This window comes from Fibrobacter sp. (genome assembly GCA_024398965.1).
In the GTDB taxonomy this organism is placed as follows: domain Bacteria; phylum Fibrobacterota; class Fibrobacteria; order Fibrobacterales; family Fibrobacteraceae; genus Fibrobacter.
Genome location: JAKSIF010000009.1, coordinates 59,801 through 76,258, shown reverse-complemented (window position 1 = coordinate 76,258; position 16,458 = coordinate 59,801). Strand labels below are relative to the sequence as shown.

Here is a 16,458-nt window from a genome sequence, read left to right as displayed (position 1 = left end):
ACTTCAACCCACTTTGGCAAGATTACATACCATTTTATTACACTCTTGCACCACATTTCCCCACCAAATGAAATTTTCGTCACTTTTCACACCCAGATTTCCCCTAAAAAAGACATCCAGCACAGCAGGTCCGCCGCGCAAGTAGTGAACATAAAGACACTTATTTTCTAAATTTTCCGTCAAAATTTCCCCACAAGGCCCCACCAAATGCTTCTTCGCGTACCCAGTTTCTACCACCAGTTTCAATGCCTCGGAGGCAGATGTTCCGATACCTGTTGCGTGGGCTGGGAAGTAGATGTCGATGAAAAAACGCACGACAAGTACCGCGATCTTTATAGAAGCGGTAAGGCGGACGAACGTCGTCAGCAATTTCTTCAGAAACTGCTGAGCAACATCGAAGACGGCCATTTCAAGCTCTTGCCAGGAGACCGATGCCCCTTCCTGAAGGAGAACGGACTCTGCGAAATGATTTGCGAAATGGGGTGCAACGGGACAGATATAGGCCCCGATGGTGAAAATGTCCTCTGCGACATCTGTAGGGAACATCCCCGTTTTGTGGAGGTCTACGGCGACATCATGGAAAAAGGCGTGGGGCTCTGCTGCGAGGAAGCGGCGAGACTGCTGCTTACCGCAGGTTCCGATGCTGCGAAACAGGACCGCGCCGTCCTCACCCTCATCGACACAGAAACCAACGACGAACCCGACGAAATGCCGGAAGGCGCAGAAGAAGCCCGCGATGCCATCTTTGAAGAGCGGGAAGCAATCTTCGCCATCCTAAACAACAACAGCGTTCCCCTAAACCAACGACTCATCGAAATTCTGGATTTTGCGGAAGCAACCTCTGGCAACGAAATTCCCTCCAACAAAAATCCCAACGCAGAAACACCGTTCAACGAAACGGTCCGCAAAACTTGGATAGAAATCCTCAACAAGGGCGAAAGCTACGGCCCCGCCTGGGACAAAGCCTACGAGCGCATGATCCGCAAAGGCTGGCAGCAACCACAGTCATTATTCTCTGACGAAGATGGCGCCCGCATCATTGCCTACATGATTTTCCGCTACTACGCCAAGAGCCTGTTTGACGGTGACAGCCTAACTAAAGTTCAGTTTGCCATTTACTTCTGGACACTGCTGAAACATTTTGGCGAAGAACTGGCCGCGGACTCCCCCGCAGGCGCCACCGATTTAACCCGTAAAATCAACGCAGTCAAGCTGCTTAGCAAGCAGACGGAATACTCCGAAGAAATCATGGAAATCCTCGCCGACAATTTCTTTGAAAACCCTGCATTCTGTGTGGAACAGTTTCGCCGCATATTACAAGACGTTCAATAACCGTCACGGCGGAACCGCACCGAATTTAGCGAACGTCAACCACTTTAGTGACGTTTCCCATCTTCACCAAATAGCGTCCAGACCGAGGAAGTTCAACAGCAAAACCAGGCGCCATCTTTTGGGCAACCATCACCCTACCCTGCATGTCAAATACGGCAACAATGGCGTTTGCATCAAAGCCGTCAACCATCACGCTGCGACCGCTTACAGAAACCCGATATTTCAAGCCATCCTGTAACGTGCTGAATTCAATACCCGTCAAGTCCCCGAAATCATCCTCGGAGCTACTGCTTTCGTCAACCCCACTTGAGCTGCTATTTTCATCAGCAACACTGGAACTACTCAGGGTACTTTCACGCACAACGGTTATCGTCACCGGAGTCCCAGGCATTGTAAAGCTAGGCACCCTTACGCAATCATCGAAAGTCGCAGAGCAAGAAGAAAACTTCAAGCTATCCTTAACCAATCCAGTATCGCTTTCATAGCTATACTGAATAGACTTTATAATTTCATCTTCCGCAAGTTTCGCCGTAATGGAAATAGGCTCGCCTTCATAGAAATACTCTTTTACGCCGGCACTGAAAAAATCTTGAGCATAGGATTCGCCTTCATCCACAAAAAACATTTTGTAATACACATCGCTCGTCACTGTTGTAGCAGCATTGGACTTAAACAAAGTGTAAACCCCTTTCGAATCTTTTGACACATTGTTATCACCGCAGGTCGGATCCTTCTCAGCACAGGATATATGCAGGCGCTGCACACTATACCCGTCTTCACAAAGAATGGTAAAATTCATCGACGCACCCGGTTTTGCAGAAGTTGGCAAATCTACGGCTTCACAGTGCTTATCTATAGAATTCATAATCGATTCGTCAATGGGTTTAAAGACCACATCCACAATGTAATCCATGCCCTGTCCGTCAATAGAGAATTGAAATATTTCGTTTGACTGATTTACAGAAGAAATGACTTTCTTATTAGGCCAGTTTCTTATGGCAGCCGAAGACATATAATAGCCATCATCGGCATTAACCAGGAATACGGTATTTCCCGAAATATAATAGTCATCGCCATTATAGTTATCCCTTACCGTATTCTTTATGCTAACGGAGCCGTTCCCATCTACAGTGTACTTAATGGAATACAATCGAAAAACAGAAAGATTGACTCGGACATTCCATTCCGACATCACAAAGGAGTATCGCTTACCCGCCTCAATCTTTTTCATCTGGCCATTGATGTAGTAACCCGGGGTGCCGTAAGCATTCACGGCCGAGTAGGCCGCATCCAAATAAAAGATGCCGTCATCGTTTCTTTGAACATCCACATCTACGTAAACCGTTGTACCCTGGGCAACCTCAGCACTGTCAGGCAAGGTAACGCCATCTTCCAGGTAAACCCTGTAAGAGGCCCCCTTTACTTGCTTTTGGTCAATAATGGCCCCATTGGCCAAAACCGCAAGCATCAAAAACGATGCCACCGCATTCAAAAATTTTACGCCAAACATAATTTTCTCCTTAACCCCAAAATAAAAAACTCAGCAAGTTCCGAGTTCCTTTACAACTACAAGCTGATAAACTTTCGCACACCCACCGCAGTAGCCACGCTACACACAAACAGCGATACCGCCAAGCATATCACAGGCATCACCAAGCTCTGCAAAAAAGTCTGATACCCGAACTGTACCAAAAGCAGCAGCGGGATAATAAAGAACAGCGTTCCCTGAGTAGCTGCACGCACCGTCTTCGCTTTTAATGAAAGAAGCAACGAAAATGCATTCACCAAAAGGCATGCGGACATGGAACCGAGAATTGCGCCAGCAGCAGCCTCCCCGCGAACAACATCAGAATGCGCCGCAAAATAAACCAGCTGACAAATCAAGGAAAACATCAGAGGGAACGGCAACACCGCCAGCAGTTTGCCCCAAAACAAATGGGCTGGTTTTACAGGAGAAAGCTGCAACAGTTCCAGGGAATTTCTTTCACGTTCACCAGCGAAACTATCGGCTGCTAAGGGAGCGCCCATAGGCGCCATGAGGCAACCCAGCAAAAGCATCATGTAACCTTCCATGCCCTCCATGATCTGCCCGCCATAGCGGTTCACAGCAATCCCCTGGGACGCCGCCAACAGTACCGGCGGTATAATGAAGGGAATCCAGAAGCGGGGCTCCCGGAAAATCAATCGCAGTTCATGCTTAAGAACGTGAAAAATCATGCAAATTGCTACGCAATTTAATTACGAATTATGAATTACAAAGTACGAAATATAACATTCCGCGACTTTCTCATAATTCATAACCCGTAATTCGTAATTCACGAAACAAGTTTCCAAAGGAAACTAGTTTCGTGTGAGAGTCTTGTACTTGATGGGCTTGGGGTTTTCGGCATCTTCGCCCAGACGCTTGCGGCGGTCGGCTTCGTATTCGCTCCAGTTACCTTCGAACCAGACCACCTTGGAGTCGCCTTCGTAAGCAAGGATGTGGGTTGCGATACGGTCCAGGAACCAGCGATCATGGGAGATGATCACGGCGCAGCCTGCGAACTTAAGGATAGCCTGTTCCAAAGCCTGGAGGGTTTCGATATCCAAGTCGTTGGTAGGTTCGTCCAGGAACAACAGGTTACCGGGCTGCTGCAGGTTCTTGGCCATGAGCACGCGGTTGCGTTCACCACCAGAAAGAGTGTTCAGTTTCTTCTGCTGGGCAGCGCCAGTGAAGTTGAACAAGCCACAGTAGGCGCGGCCATTCATCTTGCGGTCGCCCACCATAATTTCGTCGTTACCGCCGGTAATGGATTCCCAAACGGTCTTGGTATCATCCAGAGAATCGCGGCCCTGTTCCATACTAATAATCTGGACTGTTTCGCCAATCTTCAAGGTACCTGCATCGGGCTTTTCAGAACCGGTAATCATCTTGAACAAGGTGGTCTTACCAGCACCGTTAGGACCGATAATGCCCACGATGCCGGAGCGAGGCAGGCTGAAGTTCATATCGTCGAACAGCACCTTTTCACCAAAGGCCTTCTGCAGATGTTCTGCCTGAATAACGATGTCACCCAGACGGTTACCATTAGCGATGTGGATCTGAGCCACGTTAATCTTTTCTCTGGAGTCTTCGGCCAGCAAGTCTTCGTAAGCCTTAAGACGGGCCTTGTTCTTGGCCTGGCGAGCCTTGGGACTCTGCTTGACCCATTCCTGTTCGCGAGCCAGGCGCTTCTGACGGTCAGATTCGCCCTTCTCTTCGTTCTTCATACGTTCCAGCTTCTGGTCCAGCCACTGGGCATAGTTACCTTCCCAAGGAATGCCACGACCGCGGTCGATTTCAAGAATCCAGCCGGTAACGTTATCCAGGAAATAACGGTCATGGGTCACGAGAATCACGGAGCCCTTGTATTCGCGGAGGTGGCGTTCCAGCCAAGCCACGGTTTCTGCATCCAGGTGGTTGGTAGGTTCGTCCAGCAAGAGCAGGTCCGGTTCTTCCAAAAGCAAGCGGCACAGAGCCACACGGCGCTTTTCACCACCGGAAAGGTTGGTCACCGGCCAGTCGCCCGGCGGGCAGCGGAGAGCGTCCATTGCAATTTCAATATTGCGGTCCAGGCTCCACAGGTCCTGAGCGTCGATGATGTCCTGAAGCTTAGCCTGTTCATCCAGAAGCTTGTTCATTTCGTCATCTTCCATGGGTTCAGCGAACTTCATGGAGATTTCGTTGAAGCGATCCAGGATAGCCTGCTTCTTAGCCACAGCCTGCATCACGTTTTCCTTGACAGTAAGGTTCGGATCCAGCTGAGGTTCCTGAGGCAGGTAACCTGCGGTGCGGCCCGGTTCAATCCAGGCTTCGCCCTGGAATTCCTTATCGATACCGGCCATGATACGCAAAAGCGTAGACTTACCAGCACCATTCTGGCCGATAATGCCAATCTTAGCGCCATAGTAGAAGCTTAAGGAAATATCCTTCAAGACTTCCTTGTTGGGATAAGACTTGCACATCTTGTACATGTAGAATACAAACTTTTCTGCTTTATTTTCGGCCATAGTGAGCTCGCTTCGCTTTGAGGTGTGAGGTCGGTCGCTACGCTCCCTTTGAGGTATGAGCGTTTTTTATTTACTACTAAAATATAAAAAATTCATCTAGTCCATTACGCAAGGGATCGCTTCTTCTTCAACCCAGTCGCCATCCGTACATGTGTAAAGTGTCCAATGGTCTTTATCATAAACAGTCCAGCCTTCCGTAGAACCGCCGCACTGCATATTCAAGTTTTCAATATTGCTGATGGTAATCTGCGCACCACCTTCATAGCAATCTGTTGCAGGTTCAAAAATAGACTCCGAACTCTCGCTAGAAGAAGACAAGCTTTCTTCAATGACATCACTGGAACTTTCTGCCTGGGTGTCAGAACTCGAAGACGGTTCTGCAACTTCTTCACAAACAGATGGCAGATAGTCACTGAGATAAACCCAGGCATCCCCATCGCATTCCATCATGTTCGACATTTCGACAAGATACACGTGGGCGCACTTGTAAGATTCACGGCACTTGTATTCGTTAAGCAGAGAATCCAAGGTCTGAACCGTGTCAGGCAATGCAGACGGCTGCACCTTACCCGGTTCATTGGATGCGTTGGTGGAACTGCTGTCGTCACCGCAGGCAACAAAGCTTACTGCTGCAAGGGATGCTACAACCAGGGCAAAAACTCTTTTTTTCATAAATACTCCTAACAAAAAAAAATACCGCAGGAAAACCCTGCGGTACCAAGATAACTTTTTTGACGCTGAATAAATTCAGCAAATCCTAGGGCTATGCAATTATCTGTTATTCAGATAATCCAAAACCTTCTGGGTCAGGTCGTTTTCCTTCTTCCAGAAAAGTACCGCACCGGTAGCGCGGTCAACCACCATGTCGTAGCCTTCCTGCAAGGCAATTTCGGTAACCGCCTTACGGATCAACTGGATAATGGGACCGCTCACCTTTTCGTTTTCGGAAATCAGTTCGCCCTTACGGCCGTACACACGGTCAATGAAGTTCTTAAGTTCTGTATCCTTCTTGGCGTATTCCGCTTCCAGTTCGCGCTTCTTTTCGTCGCTAAGCATCAGAACCTGCTTATCAAGTTTTTCCTTGATGGCGGCAAGTTCCTTCTGCAGCAAGTTACCCTGCTGTTCCCACTTAGCCACCTGGCGATCGTATTCTTCCTGGGCCTTCTTGGTTCCCTTGTAACCATCGAAGATCAGCTTGGAATCTACGTGAGCAACGCGGAGACCATCTTCGGCAAAGCCACTAGACAATCCCAGCGCCAAAGTCATTACGAACAAAATAAGAATCTTTTTCATAAAACTCCTTAGAAGCCCTGGCCAATAACGAAGTTGAATTCCATATTGCCCACTTCGGTACGCTGCAAGCCACTGTAGGTTTCACCCACATCCAAGGGCCATGCAAAGTCGAAGCCGATAATACCAAGCATAGGTACAACAACGCGGAAGCCAAAGCCGATGTCCTTCTTGAGGCTAGTGGGATCCCATTCGCTAAGCGGGTTGCGGCTGGGTTCCGGAACCTTGGTCTTGGGGTTGTATCGTTCGCCGAATACGTTACCAGCGTCAAAGAAGAAGGGCAACAGATAGAAGGTCTGAGGCACAAGGCCAAGCTGAAGTTCCGCACCTACGTACTGGAAGCTACGGCCCAGGCGACGGTAACCGATGGAGCCGGAGCTATAACCACGCATCATGCCTTCGTAACCCATGACGCCACCCATAGAGTACAGAGTACGATACTGCAGCTGGTCGCCGAAGATGACTCCGTATTCATTGGTCAAGGCAAGAGTCAGGCGATCGCGGAACAGCGGGAACCACCACTTAATGGTAAGCTCGGTCTTCACAAAGTTGAAGTCACTGAAGATGGCATCGTCAGCCCACTGAATGTCGAGCACGTAGCGGGAACCTTCCGTGGGGAACTGCGGCAGGTTCTTGTCGTCACGCAGCAGTCGGAAGTTGATTGCAGATTCCACACCGGTATAGACAACGTAGCTGTCATCGATGTTCGGGCCCTGCTTGTTCATAAGCCAGCTGTAACCGATCTGACCGTAGAAGTAGTCGTCGGGCCACTTGAGGCGCTTACCCAGATAGACGCTTCCACCGTAACGGGTAATGTCGGGGTCATCGTAACGGCTCATGTTCCACCAGGAGTAGCTCAAGCTTGCACCCAAGGTAATGGGCTTATCCAGCAACCACGGTTCCTGGAAGCTGACTGCAGCACTCTTCTTGTCTTCGCCGTATTCAACACTGAAGGAGGCTGCCTGACCGTCACCCATACAGCAGTTGGGAATAGACACGCTGGCGGTACCAACCACACCATCGCTTTCGCTATAGGAAACACCCAGGCTGAACTGGCCAGTTCCCGCTTCCTTTTCCTGAACGGTAAAGTCAAGGTCCACTTCCTGTTCACCTACGACCTTGATGTCAGGAACGACCATGTCAAAGAAGTTCAGCTGCATGATTTCACGGAAGCTTCGTTCAAGGGCGGACTGACGGTAGGTGTCGCCCGGATACAGACGAACTTCACGACGAATCACCTTTTCATTGGTCTTGGTGTTACCATGGATATGAACCTTATGAATCTGAGCAGGCAAGCCCTCGGTCATCTTGTAGGACAGGTTCACAATGGAATCATTGGTAAAGGTACGTTCTTCTTCGTAGGTAGCAAACAGGTAGCCATCTTCACGGTAGGCATCCAGCAAGGCCTTGCGGGAAGCGTCATACTTGTACTGGTCAAAGACTTCGCCGCTATCCAGACGGAAGGCGTAGTTCAGCATTCCATCGCTAAGGACTTCGTTACCGGAGAAATGGAGACCGCCCATGTAGTAGCGACGACCTTCAATCATGTGGATATGAATAAGAATTGCGCTAGAGGTCTTGATGTTGTCGTACTTATTCAAGGCCGGGAACATGTCTTCGATCATGTAGCGAACCACCAGCTTTTCCTGGTAGTGGTTCTTCTTCTCGATTTTCAACAAGGAGTCAATCTTAGGATTGTTCCACTTACGGCCCCTCACAATCCAGAGCCATTCCTTACGGGCATCCTCATAACGGATAATGTCGTTCAAGTACTTCCAGGCATCCTCTTCCGTCTTGACCTGCGGCTTAGGACGGGAAACCCAGGGCATTTCACCCACATTGCGGTGATTCCTGAAGAAGTGGGTAACCTGCATAGTGGGCTTGCCGGCCATCTTGTAGAGAGCGGTAGCAGAATCGCCCAAGGCCAGGTTCAACTGCTTGTACAGGGCATCCAGTTTCTCACCCATGGGAACCATTCGACCCATATAGAACAAACAGGTGGAGTCCGGCAGGTACTCGGCACTGTATTCTGTAAGTTCTGCATCCAGGTAGCCAAAATGACGGATTGCATTCAATACGGTATCGCGGTCCGCCTCAAAGATATTTTCCTTGAACTCGCCGCCGCCCCACCACTGGTCCATCTTGGTAATCATGTGTTCCATGATGTCTTCGGCGGGCACATTGTCGTTACCCTGGATATCAAAGGCACGAACCTTCACCTTTTCACCTTCTCGAACGATAAAGGTCACCATATTACGGTTTTCATCGGTGGGAGTTTCGCGGTAACCCACTTCTGCCAGCAGGTAACCTTCGGAACGGTAGTAGTCCAAAATAGCCTGGCGATCACGTTCCAGCTGGCTCTTGCTGTACACCTGTCCCGGAACAAGACGAATCTTCAGGGACAGATCTTCCTCGGAAATTTCATCACAGCCTTCCAGAACAGCAGTATCGAGGGCAGGCAGTTCCTTAATTTTAAAGATCAAATCAACATCGGTACCATCGCCAACATAGTCAATCCAGGCGGTAACATCGTCAAACAGGCCGGATTCGTAAAGAGAAGTCACGGAAGACTGGACCTTTTCTGTAAGGCCCGTGGGAGAATAGCTCTGACCGTCGCGAATACCGATTCGGCTCAGCACGGAACGTTCGTCCATGTGGACGGTACCTTCCACCTTCACTTTGTGAATCTTATTCTCCACCATGTAACTTTCGGACATCTCGGACATGTCCAAAAGCTGAGCCTGAACCAGGCCCACCATCATAAACACAAAAAACAACAAGCGGGAACGCAGAATAAACCTACCTGTAACTAAAAAATCCAATTTTTCCGCTCAAAAATACAAAATAACGGGAATAAAAATTAGCGAATCCCAAGACAAAAACCTCTTACAAAGACAAATTTCATCCTAGTGCTCAAATTTTCACGGACCAAATAAAAAATCCTCCCATCGCAGGAGGATTTCCTTCAAGAAAACGGTACGACTTATTTCTTTACCGCGGTAAACTCAGGCCAAATGCCCTTGGGATCCTGGTTCGCATACATCACGTAAATCCATTCCTCGTAACGCATTTCCGTGCCAAGGAACAGTTCATCGATAGCGCCCTTGAAACCCTTGCCTAGAACAAAGTCCGCAGAAGTGTCGCGCTTTGTGGTTGTAGCAGCCTTGATTTCGCCCTGGGGGATCTTGACTCCATTGACGTACAAGCCGTAGATTCCATTACGGTTCTGGAAATACACGAAGTTCCATTCCCCGGCGGTAATCAAGCTATCGCCACCATGGTAGGTGTTGACATACAGCGCAGTGTCTGCATCTTCAAGGACCTGCACCACGAAACCATCCTTAGGCACGTAAGACAGGCTGTACATTCCATCCTTAGCAAAGATGGTGTTGGAATTTTCCTTATCGTCCAGGCGAACCCAAAGTGCAAAACTCAAGGTGTCCGCAGAAAGATTCAGTTCACTATCGTCGGAACTCTTGACGGTCACCGAGGCGGAGCCATCGAATTCATAGGCCTTGCCTACTACCCCATCAATTACCTTGACGCCACTAGGGATTCCATTGGAAACAATCTTGTTTTCGGCCACATCACTTACAACATCGGCACCTTCATCAAAGTGCCATACCAGGCGATAGCCAGCATTGGATGGGAACACGTCTGTTGCATAACGGGACTCCTTTTGAGAATTGTACACAATCTTTACAGAGTCTTCCAAATTCAAGGAATCGAGTCGGACCCAGAACACAGCCTCCCCTGCCGCCGAATCAAGACGGGCAATGCTAATGGGCAGTGAATTGGACAGCTTGCCTGTGGCATTGATGCGATAAGCCTCGAAACGGCCCAGGCTATCCGCAACAGTAACGCTATCGAAAGACAGAACAGAACTGTTCATGCGGAATGCAAGAGGAATATCCGTAAGCACCGGACCCGCAGAATCAAAGGAAACATTCTGGAGCTTCAGGGATGCCGCATAGTCAAGAACAACCGTATCCGGCACCTGGGGCTCTTTTTCTACGAAATAGTTGACTTCAACACGCACGGTAGAATCCGCAACGACATTCAACCTGTCAAAGGACGCAAGAATCGTATCCTTCGCAAACAGGCGCACCTCCACATCCAAGGATCCTTCCGGCAGGGAATCAACGTAGACATGGTCATCCTTGACAACCACATCCTGTGTAAATGTGGTACCCACAATGGTGGCACGGCCCGTCAGGCCCTCTATATCAAGACCTGACTCCTGTTCCATATCAAGAATGGCAGAACCCGGATTCTGGAGGGTATCGTCAACAAGACTGTCGGATTTGCTCAAGTTCTTGATCAACAGACGCTTTCCAGATTCCTCATGGAATGCTTCCAAGGAATAGCTGGACAAATCCTTAGGCAGAGAATCCACGGCAAAGGCACCATTGGAATCGGCGTTCACCTCCACAACATCGTCAAGAACACTACCGTGAAAATAGTCAAAACTGGAGCCCACAATACGCACTCGGGCGTTACGGGCCGGAGTGCCGTCGTCCAAATATAAAATACCAGCCAATTCCGGAGACCCGGTTTCGGCACTATTGCCGGCCACACTGCTAGATTCAGAACAACCAACAAAAGTCGCAGACAGGCAGCCCACCAAAATGGCACCCATGGTAGCAAAACGCACTTTCATACAATCCAAACTCATCTTCACCAATATAAATATAATTTTCAGCCCCCTATGGCAGACAACGCAAAAAAATAATCCCGTTGCCTATGGACAACGGCCCATTTTTATATACATTCAAGGTATGCAGCCACAAGCACTAAGATTATCCGAAATTACCATCGCGAATCTGCGCTCTATCCAGCGTCAGACATTCCCTCTTAGTAACTTTACGGCACTGATCGGCTACAACAACGCCGGAAAAACAAACATTTTAATGGGAATCCGCTGGCTTTTGTCCAGTTTTTCCCTGGACATCTCCTATTTTGACGACCCCAACGAAGCCGTGGAGGTAGAAGGCGTCTTCGACGGCATATCCGAGCAGGTTATCGCCCGTCTTGGCGAGGAACGCGCTGCGGCAATCAAGCCCTTTTTGCATGTAAACGCCCAGGTCGTAGGTCAACTTCGCATCAAAAAGGTGCAAAGAATCCCGGGAGAAAACCCGGAATCCGTAGAAATCTTCGTATTTGTGCCCTCAAATAAGCGAAACGGGGCGAACAGGCAGGAATGGGTCCGAGCAAATCCCGACTTTTTGGCTGCATTCAACAGAATGTTCCCCGAATCCATCGCCATCTGGGATTTTGAAGGCAACCAGGCCTTCACTAAGCTACTTCACGAAATTTTCAAGCCCCTTGAAAGGCGTTTCGGTGGCGAAATCAACCTGCTTCTGAACAAGTTCAGCGACATACTCTCCCCCGACAGCGAAAACCGCGCCGAGGAGCTGGGAGCCTTTGACCACGACGTCAACGAAAAGCTGAAACCCCTGTTCCCCAGCGTCAAGGTGGAGCTGGACATTCCCGTACCCACCCTGGAAACCTTCCTCAAGAAGGCTACCCTCAAGGTCATTGACGAAGACGACGGCTTTGAACGCAATATCGAACGCATGGGCGCAGGATCCAAGCGAGCCATCCAGATGGCACTGATCCGCTACCTGGCCGACATCAAGAAGCACCACAACAATCATTACCTGAGCCGCACCATGCTGCTCATCGATTCCCCGGAACTGTACCTGCACCCGCAGGCAGTGGAACTGGTCCGCGTGGCCCTCAAGAACCTGAGCAACGAAGGTTACCAGGTGGTGTTCGCCACCCACTCCGCCCAGATGGTCACCAGCGAAGACGTAAGCACCTCACTTCTGATTCGCAAGAACAAGGAACGCGGCACCTTTATGCGTAAGCGTATGGAAGACGCCGTACACCAGGTGGTGCAAGACGCGCCCAGCCAGCTCCAGATGCTTTTCAGCCTAAGCAACAGCAACGAACTGCTCTTTGCCGACTATGTACTGCTTACCGAAGGCAAGACAGAGCTGCGGGTGTTGCCTGCGCTCTTCGAGCGCATTACAGGGCAAAGCTTCGCACTGATCAAATGCGCCCTGGTACGCCAAGGTGGCGTCAGCAACACCCGAAAGAGCATGCAGGTGCTAGACGCCATGGACATGCCGGTTCGCGCCATTGTGGACCTGGACTACGCCTTTACAACCGCCACCCACGACGGCTTCCTGGATTACAACGATCCCGACATTAAATACTGCCTGGGGCTCTTTAGGGAGCTGGCCTTCCACCAGCACCTGCGCCTAGTGAACGGACTGCCCGTAAGCAAGCACAGCAATACTACTGCGGCTCAGGCCTACGCCATGATGGCCGCCATGCCCGAGGCAGAACGCCCCATCAGAAGCATTCACGCCAAACTCCGCAGCCAGGGAATCTGGGTGTGGACCAAGGGCGCCATCGAAGAACACCTGGGACTCGACGCCAAGAACGAAGCCACCTGGAGCAAGTTCATCGACCGCAGCAAATCCCCCAACTTCATAAAGACCCTCCCCGACTACGCCAGCATCGAAGAACTCTGCCGCTGGATCATCGAAGGCAGCCTAGAAGGGTGATACTAGCCGACTTACATCCCCTTAAGCCACAGAGCAAAGAACTTATCGTAAACCACATATCCCTTTGGCGTTTGCATCACATATTCCTTGTCCAGCAAATACTCCAAAGCACGATTAACACAGCTAGCCGTTTTCAACCCGCTGCTCTTTACGAATTCACCTGAATTAATAGCAGAAACACAGCCCGCAAGCGCAATGGCCAACAGCAGACGATTCTGGTTAAAAGTCAAGACATTCTGCATTCGTTGATAGGCATCCATCTCGGACACCATAATCCTGCGAATACACATATTGACATCGTCCAGGCAAACCTCCTTTGGCGCCATCTCGTAAAGACGGTTCAACACGGTCTGCATATACCAAGTATGCCCTTCTAACCGATCATACAAGGCTTCAAAGCAATCTCTAGGCAAATTGATTTTAGCCTTTTTCATCCAGCCATTGGCAAATTCATAGTACGACTTTTTTTCAATAGCGTAAAGATGAAACATTTCCGTGCTACGATAGAACGGATGCCCCACGGAGCTAAACATTTCGGACATCAGGTGATGCTTGCTACCCGAAAAAATAAAGTGGACATTCGGACAAAACTGGACATACGAACGCAACAAAGCTTCTACGGTTTCATCACCATATTCTGAAATCTGCTGGAATTCATCAATAGCGATAAAACATTCCCTTTCTGAATTTTTCAAGTATGAAAATATATCAGACAAAGTATTCTTTGTTTCTTTAGGATGGAAATCAAGTGCCGGTTGAAGGTTTCCCGTCACAGGATCAACGGCCATAGTCAACTTACAACTTTTGAAAACGGAGACCGCAGCATTCAAGGCCTTCTTGCCCAAGCCGTCTAAAGCACCCAGAACAACTTTACCCAGCAGAGTAACAAAATCTTCAAGAGACCTTGTTGGATAGATATCCACATAGAAACAAGCTGAATTTTTATCTCGTTTCTTAATCTCATCAAACACCCGCATAATAAGACCGGTCTTCCCCATGCGACGAGGACTCAGCAAGGTAACATTCCGCCCATTTTTTAATGCAGAGATTAACTGTTCCGTCTCGGAAACACGATCGCAGAAATACTTTGGACCAGCATAGCCATAGATGAAAAAAGGATTCACATATTCGTTCATAACCACAATATACAAAAATTACACATTTTGCGTAACACAAAATGTGTAATTTTCATTTTAAAACCGAAAATATTATAGAAGAAAAAAAAGTGACCCACCGGCGAAGTGATGTGAACCCCGAAAGTTGGACACAACTTTCGGGGTTTTCATGTATAAGAAACACACAGAAGCAGAATGGGCTAAAGTCCTGGAGCTACATCTTTCACACGTTGATTCGCCCTCCATATCCAAACAAACGGGGATTGAATTGAGTGAAATCAAACGACGGATACAGCAATTTAGGCTAACAGGCGATTGGCGTACCAATCGGAAGCCGAATGTTCAAGCGACGGCGAAGCTGAAACGTCAAACTATTGACGCTGTGATCCAACAATCGCTATCTTGTTGCGAAGCGACCGTCAAGTACGGAATCAGCTTCAGTACAATCAAGTCCTGGCTGAGAAAATACCGCCATGGCGGCTATGAAGAACTGCTTGCAACAAAGCCCAAAGGGAGGCCACCTAAGATGCCCAAGAAGAAGAGAACCACAAAAGGCATGACCGAACTTGAACGCCTTAGAGAGCGTGTGGAGTATCTTGAAGCGGAGAATGCCTACCTAAAAAAATTGAAGGCCCTAGACCAGGAAGAGAATGCCGAGATGTTCGGTATAGGGCCGAGACAGTCCGAGGACTGAGCGACAAGCACGCGCTCAAGCATCTCCTGAAGGCAAGCGGACTCTCCCGCTCCACATACTACTACAACATCCGGAAAAAGACGGACCGCTACGCTGACGAGCGAGAGCGAGTCAAGGCCGTACACGCAAAGAACAAGGGCTATTACGGCTACCGACGCATAAGGGACGAACTACGAAACGAAGGCTTCTCGATTAACCACAAGACGGTATACCGCATCATGAAAGAGGAAAACCTGAAGAACGTCCGCAGACGTAACAAGTACCGTTCCTACAAGGGCGAAGTAGGAGCAATTGCACCAAACGTAATCAACAGGAACTTCATTGCATCAGCTCCAAACCAGAAATGGGCAACGGACGTGACACAAATAAATATCGGCCAGGACAAGTGCTACCTGTCGCCGATACTGGACATGTACAACGGAGAAATCATCAGCTACACCATATCAGACCATCCGGATCTGCGAATGGTGATGACGATGCTGGACAAGGCGCTAGAACGAAAGCATGTTGGTGACAAACTGGTACTGCACTCCGATCAAGGCTGGCATTACCAGCACTACAGCTATCAAAATACTCTGCGAGACCATGACATCGTGCAAAGTATGAGCCGTAAGGGCAACTGCCTGGATAACGCCATGATGGAGAACTTCTTCGGCATTATGAAATCGGAACTGCTCTATCCCAACACCTTCAAGAATATGGACCACTTCAAGCAAGAACTCAAGAAATACATCGAGTACTATAACAATGATCGGATAAAACTGCGCCTAAAAGGAATGAGTCCGGTACAATACCGGACTCATAACCCAGTTTTATCCTAACTTTAAACCGTCCAACTTTTTGGGGTCAGTTCACTTCGCCGGTGGTTCTTCATATACGGGCGTAGCCCTACAATACTAGCTGCGTGCAAGGGCACGCACGTCGATCTGCCACCTGCTAGGGTCCTTACTAGGCCGCCCGTAAACGGGCACTACTTGCCAAACATTGACTGTTGTTCTCCTAGTTTGTCCTCCTCTAACTGTTGCCGGATATACGCCTTAATTCGGTCTGCGTTTTTTCCTGCCGTGTCAACATAATATCCTCGGCACCAAAAGACTCGGTTCCCGTACTTATTCTGCAATTCAGGAACCGTGTCATTCAATTCCAGGCTGCTCTTTCCTTTCAAATACCCCATGAAACTCGAAACGGAGAGTTTCGGCGGTATGGCGACCAGCATGTGAATATGGTCTGGACAGACTTCGGCCTCTATTATTTCCACATCTTTCCATTCGCACAATTTTCTGAGAATTCTTCCTACAAGCTCTCGTTTCTGATTGTATAGAATTTTCCTTCTAAACTTGGGTGCAAACACGATATGGTACTTACAATTCCATGTGGTATGGGCTGTTGATTTATTTCTATCATTCATTTTAAATCCTTTGAT

Annotated in this window: 13 protein-coding genes; 4 read left to right on the top strand and 9 right to left on the bottom strand. The window is 48.9% G+C overall.

Features of this window, described 5'->3' with window-relative positions:
* Positions 1-207: 207 nt before the first annotated feature.
* Positions 208-1,332 carry a flagellin lysine-N-methylase gene (fliB, locus tag MJZ26_05930; GenBank protein ID MCQ2105313.1) on the top strand — a complete coding sequence of 375 codons (1,125 nt, stop codon included), beginning with the start codon at positions 208-210 and terminating at the stop codon, positions 1,330-1,332.
* Between the two features lie 25 nt (positions 1,333-1,357).
* On the opposite strand, the gene MJZ26_05925 is transcribed toward fliB, so the two are convergent.
* The 7 genes from MJZ26_05925 to MJZ26_05895 all read right to left on the bottom strand — a co-directional run bounded on the left by MJZ26_05925 (position 1,358) and on the right by MJZ26_05895 (position 11,311).
* Positions 1,358-2,842 carry a hypothetical protein gene (locus MJZ26_05925; protein ID MCQ2105312.1) on the bottom strand — a complete coding sequence of 495 codons (1,485 nt, stop codon included), beginning with the start codon at positions 2,840-2,842 and terminating at the stop codon, positions 1,358-1,360.
* A gap of 56 nt (positions 2,843-2,898) precedes the next feature.
* The gene (locus MJZ26_05920; protein MCQ2105311.1) at positions 2,899-3,549 is read right to left on the bottom strand and encodes an ABC transporter permease subunit; all 651 of its coding nucleotides are present in this window, start codon (positions 3,547-3,549) and stop codon (positions 2,899-2,901) included.
* 123 nt (positions 3,550-3,672) lie between these two features.
* On the bottom strand, positions 3,673-5,361 hold the full coding sequence (gene ettA / locus MJZ26_05915; protein MCQ2105310.1) for an energy-dependent translational throttle protein EttA: 1,689 nt from the start codon (positions 5,359-5,361) through the stop codon (positions 3,673-3,675).
* 96 nt (positions 5,362-5,457) lie between these two features.
* Complete coding sequence (locus MJZ26_05910) at positions 5,458-6,033, bottom strand: hypothetical protein (GenBank protein MCQ2105309.1); 576 nt, start codon at positions 6,031-6,033, stop codon at positions 5,458-5,460.
* A gap of 99 nt (positions 6,034-6,132) precedes the next feature.
* The gene (locus MJZ26_05905; GenBank protein ID MCQ2105308.1) at positions 6,133-6,654 is read right to left on the bottom strand and encodes an OmpH family outer membrane protein; all 522 of its coding nucleotides are present in this window, start codon (positions 6,652-6,654) and stop codon (positions 6,133-6,135) included.
* Positions 6,655-6,662: 8 nt separating this feature from the next.
* On the bottom strand, positions 6,663-9,413 hold the full coding sequence (locus tag MJZ26_05900; GenBank protein MCQ2105307.1) for a BamA/TamA family outer membrane protein: 2,751 nt from the start codon (positions 9,411-9,413) through the stop codon (positions 6,663-6,665).
* A 221-nt stretch (positions 9,414-9,634) separates the two neighbouring features.
* Entirely contained in the window at positions 9,635-11,311 is a 1,677-nt protein-coding gene (locus MJZ26_05895) for a LamG domain-containing protein (protein MCQ2105306.1), read from the bottom strand.
* A 118-nt stretch (positions 11,312-11,429) separates the two neighbouring features.
* On the opposite strand from MJZ26_05895, the gene MJZ26_05890 reads away from it, so the two are divergent.
* Positions 11,430-13,226 (top strand): AAA family ATPase, encoded by a 1,797-nt coding sequence (locus MJZ26_05890; GenBank protein ID MCQ2105305.1) that lies wholly within the window; start codon positions 11,430-11,432, stop codon positions 13,224-13,226.
* Between the two features lie 11 nt (positions 13,227-13,237).
* Here MJZ26_05890 and MJZ26_05885 read toward each other — a convergent pair whose 3' ends face one another.
* Positions 13,238-14,362, bottom strand: coding sequence for a hypothetical protein (locus MJZ26_05885; protein MCQ2105304.1), 1,125 nt, complete (start codon positions 14,360-14,362; stop codon positions 13,238-13,240).
* Positions 14,363-14,510: 148 nt separating this feature from the next.
* On the opposite strand from MJZ26_05885, the gene MJZ26_05880 reads away from it, so the two are divergent.
* Entirely contained in the window at positions 14,511-15,035 is a 525-nt protein-coding gene (locus MJZ26_05880) for a helix-turn-helix domain-containing protein (GenBank protein MCQ2105303.1), read from the top strand.
* A gap of 26 nt (positions 15,036-15,061) precedes the next feature.
* Complete coding sequence (locus MJZ26_05875) at positions 15,062-15,856, top strand: IS3 family transposase (GenBank protein MCQ2105302.1); 795 nt, start codon at positions 15,062-15,064, stop codon at positions 15,854-15,856.
* Positions 15,857-16,005: 149 nt separating this feature from the next.
* Here the strand turns inward: MJZ26_05875 and tnpA are convergent, their stop codons facing one another.
* On the bottom strand, positions 16,006-16,443 hold the full coding sequence (tnpA, locus tag MJZ26_05870) for an IS200/IS605 family transposase (GenBank protein ID MCQ2105301.1): 438 nt from the start codon (positions 16,441-16,443) through the stop codon (positions 16,006-16,008).
* Positions 16,444-16,458 lie beyond the last annotated feature (15 nt).

What these genes read in the sequence shown, in the direction of transcription:
- MJZ26_05880 (MCQ2105303.1), top strand. Translation starts at nt 14,511, where the DNA reads ATGTATAAGAAACACACAGAAGCAGAATGGGCTAAAGTCCTGGAGCTA.
- MJZ26_05900 (MCQ2105307.1), bottom strand. Translation starts at nt 9,413, where the DNA reads ATGATGGTGGGCCTGGTTCAGGCTCAGCTTTTGGACATGTCCGAGATG.
- MJZ26_05885 (MCQ2105304.1), bottom strand. Translation starts at nt 14,362, where the DNA reads ATGAACGAATATGTGAATCCTTTTTTCATCTATGGCTATGCTGGTCCA.
- MJZ26_05910 (MCQ2105309.1), bottom strand. Translation starts at nt 6,033, where the DNA reads ATGAAAAAAAGAGTTTTTGCCCTGGTTGTAGCATCCCTTGCAGCAGTA.
- tnpA (MCQ2105301.1), bottom strand. Translation starts at nt 16,443, where the DNA reads ATGAATGATAGAAATAAATCAACAGCCCATACCACATGGAATTGTAAG.
- ettA (MCQ2105310.1), bottom strand. Translation starts at nt 5,361, where the DNA reads ATGGCCGAAAATAAAGCAGAAAAGTTTGTATTCTACATGTACAAGATG.
- MJZ26_05895 (MCQ2105306.1), bottom strand. Translation starts at nt 11,311, where the DNA reads ATGAAAGTGCGTTTTGCTACCATGGGTGCCATTTTGGTGGGCTGCCTG.
- fliB (MCQ2105313.1), top strand. Translation starts at nt 208, where the DNA reads ATGCTTCTTCGCGTACCCAGTTTCTACCACCAGTTTCAATGCCTCGGA.
- MJZ26_05890 (MCQ2105305.1), top strand. Translation starts at nt 11,430, where the DNA reads ATGCAGCCACAAGCACTAAGATTATCCGAAATTACCATCGCGAATCTG.
- MJZ26_05905 (MCQ2105308.1), bottom strand. Translation starts at nt 6,654, where the DNA reads ATGAAAAAGATTCTTATTTTGTTCGTAATGACTTTGGCGCTGGGATTG.
- MJZ26_05925 (MCQ2105312.1), bottom strand. Translation starts at nt 2,842, where the DNA reads ATGTTTGGCGTAAAATTTTTGAATGCGGTGGCATCGTTTTTGATGCTT.
- MJZ26_05920 (MCQ2105311.1), bottom strand. Translation starts at nt 3,549, where the DNA reads ATGATTTTTCACGTTCTTAAGCATGAACTGCGATTGATTTTCCGGGAG.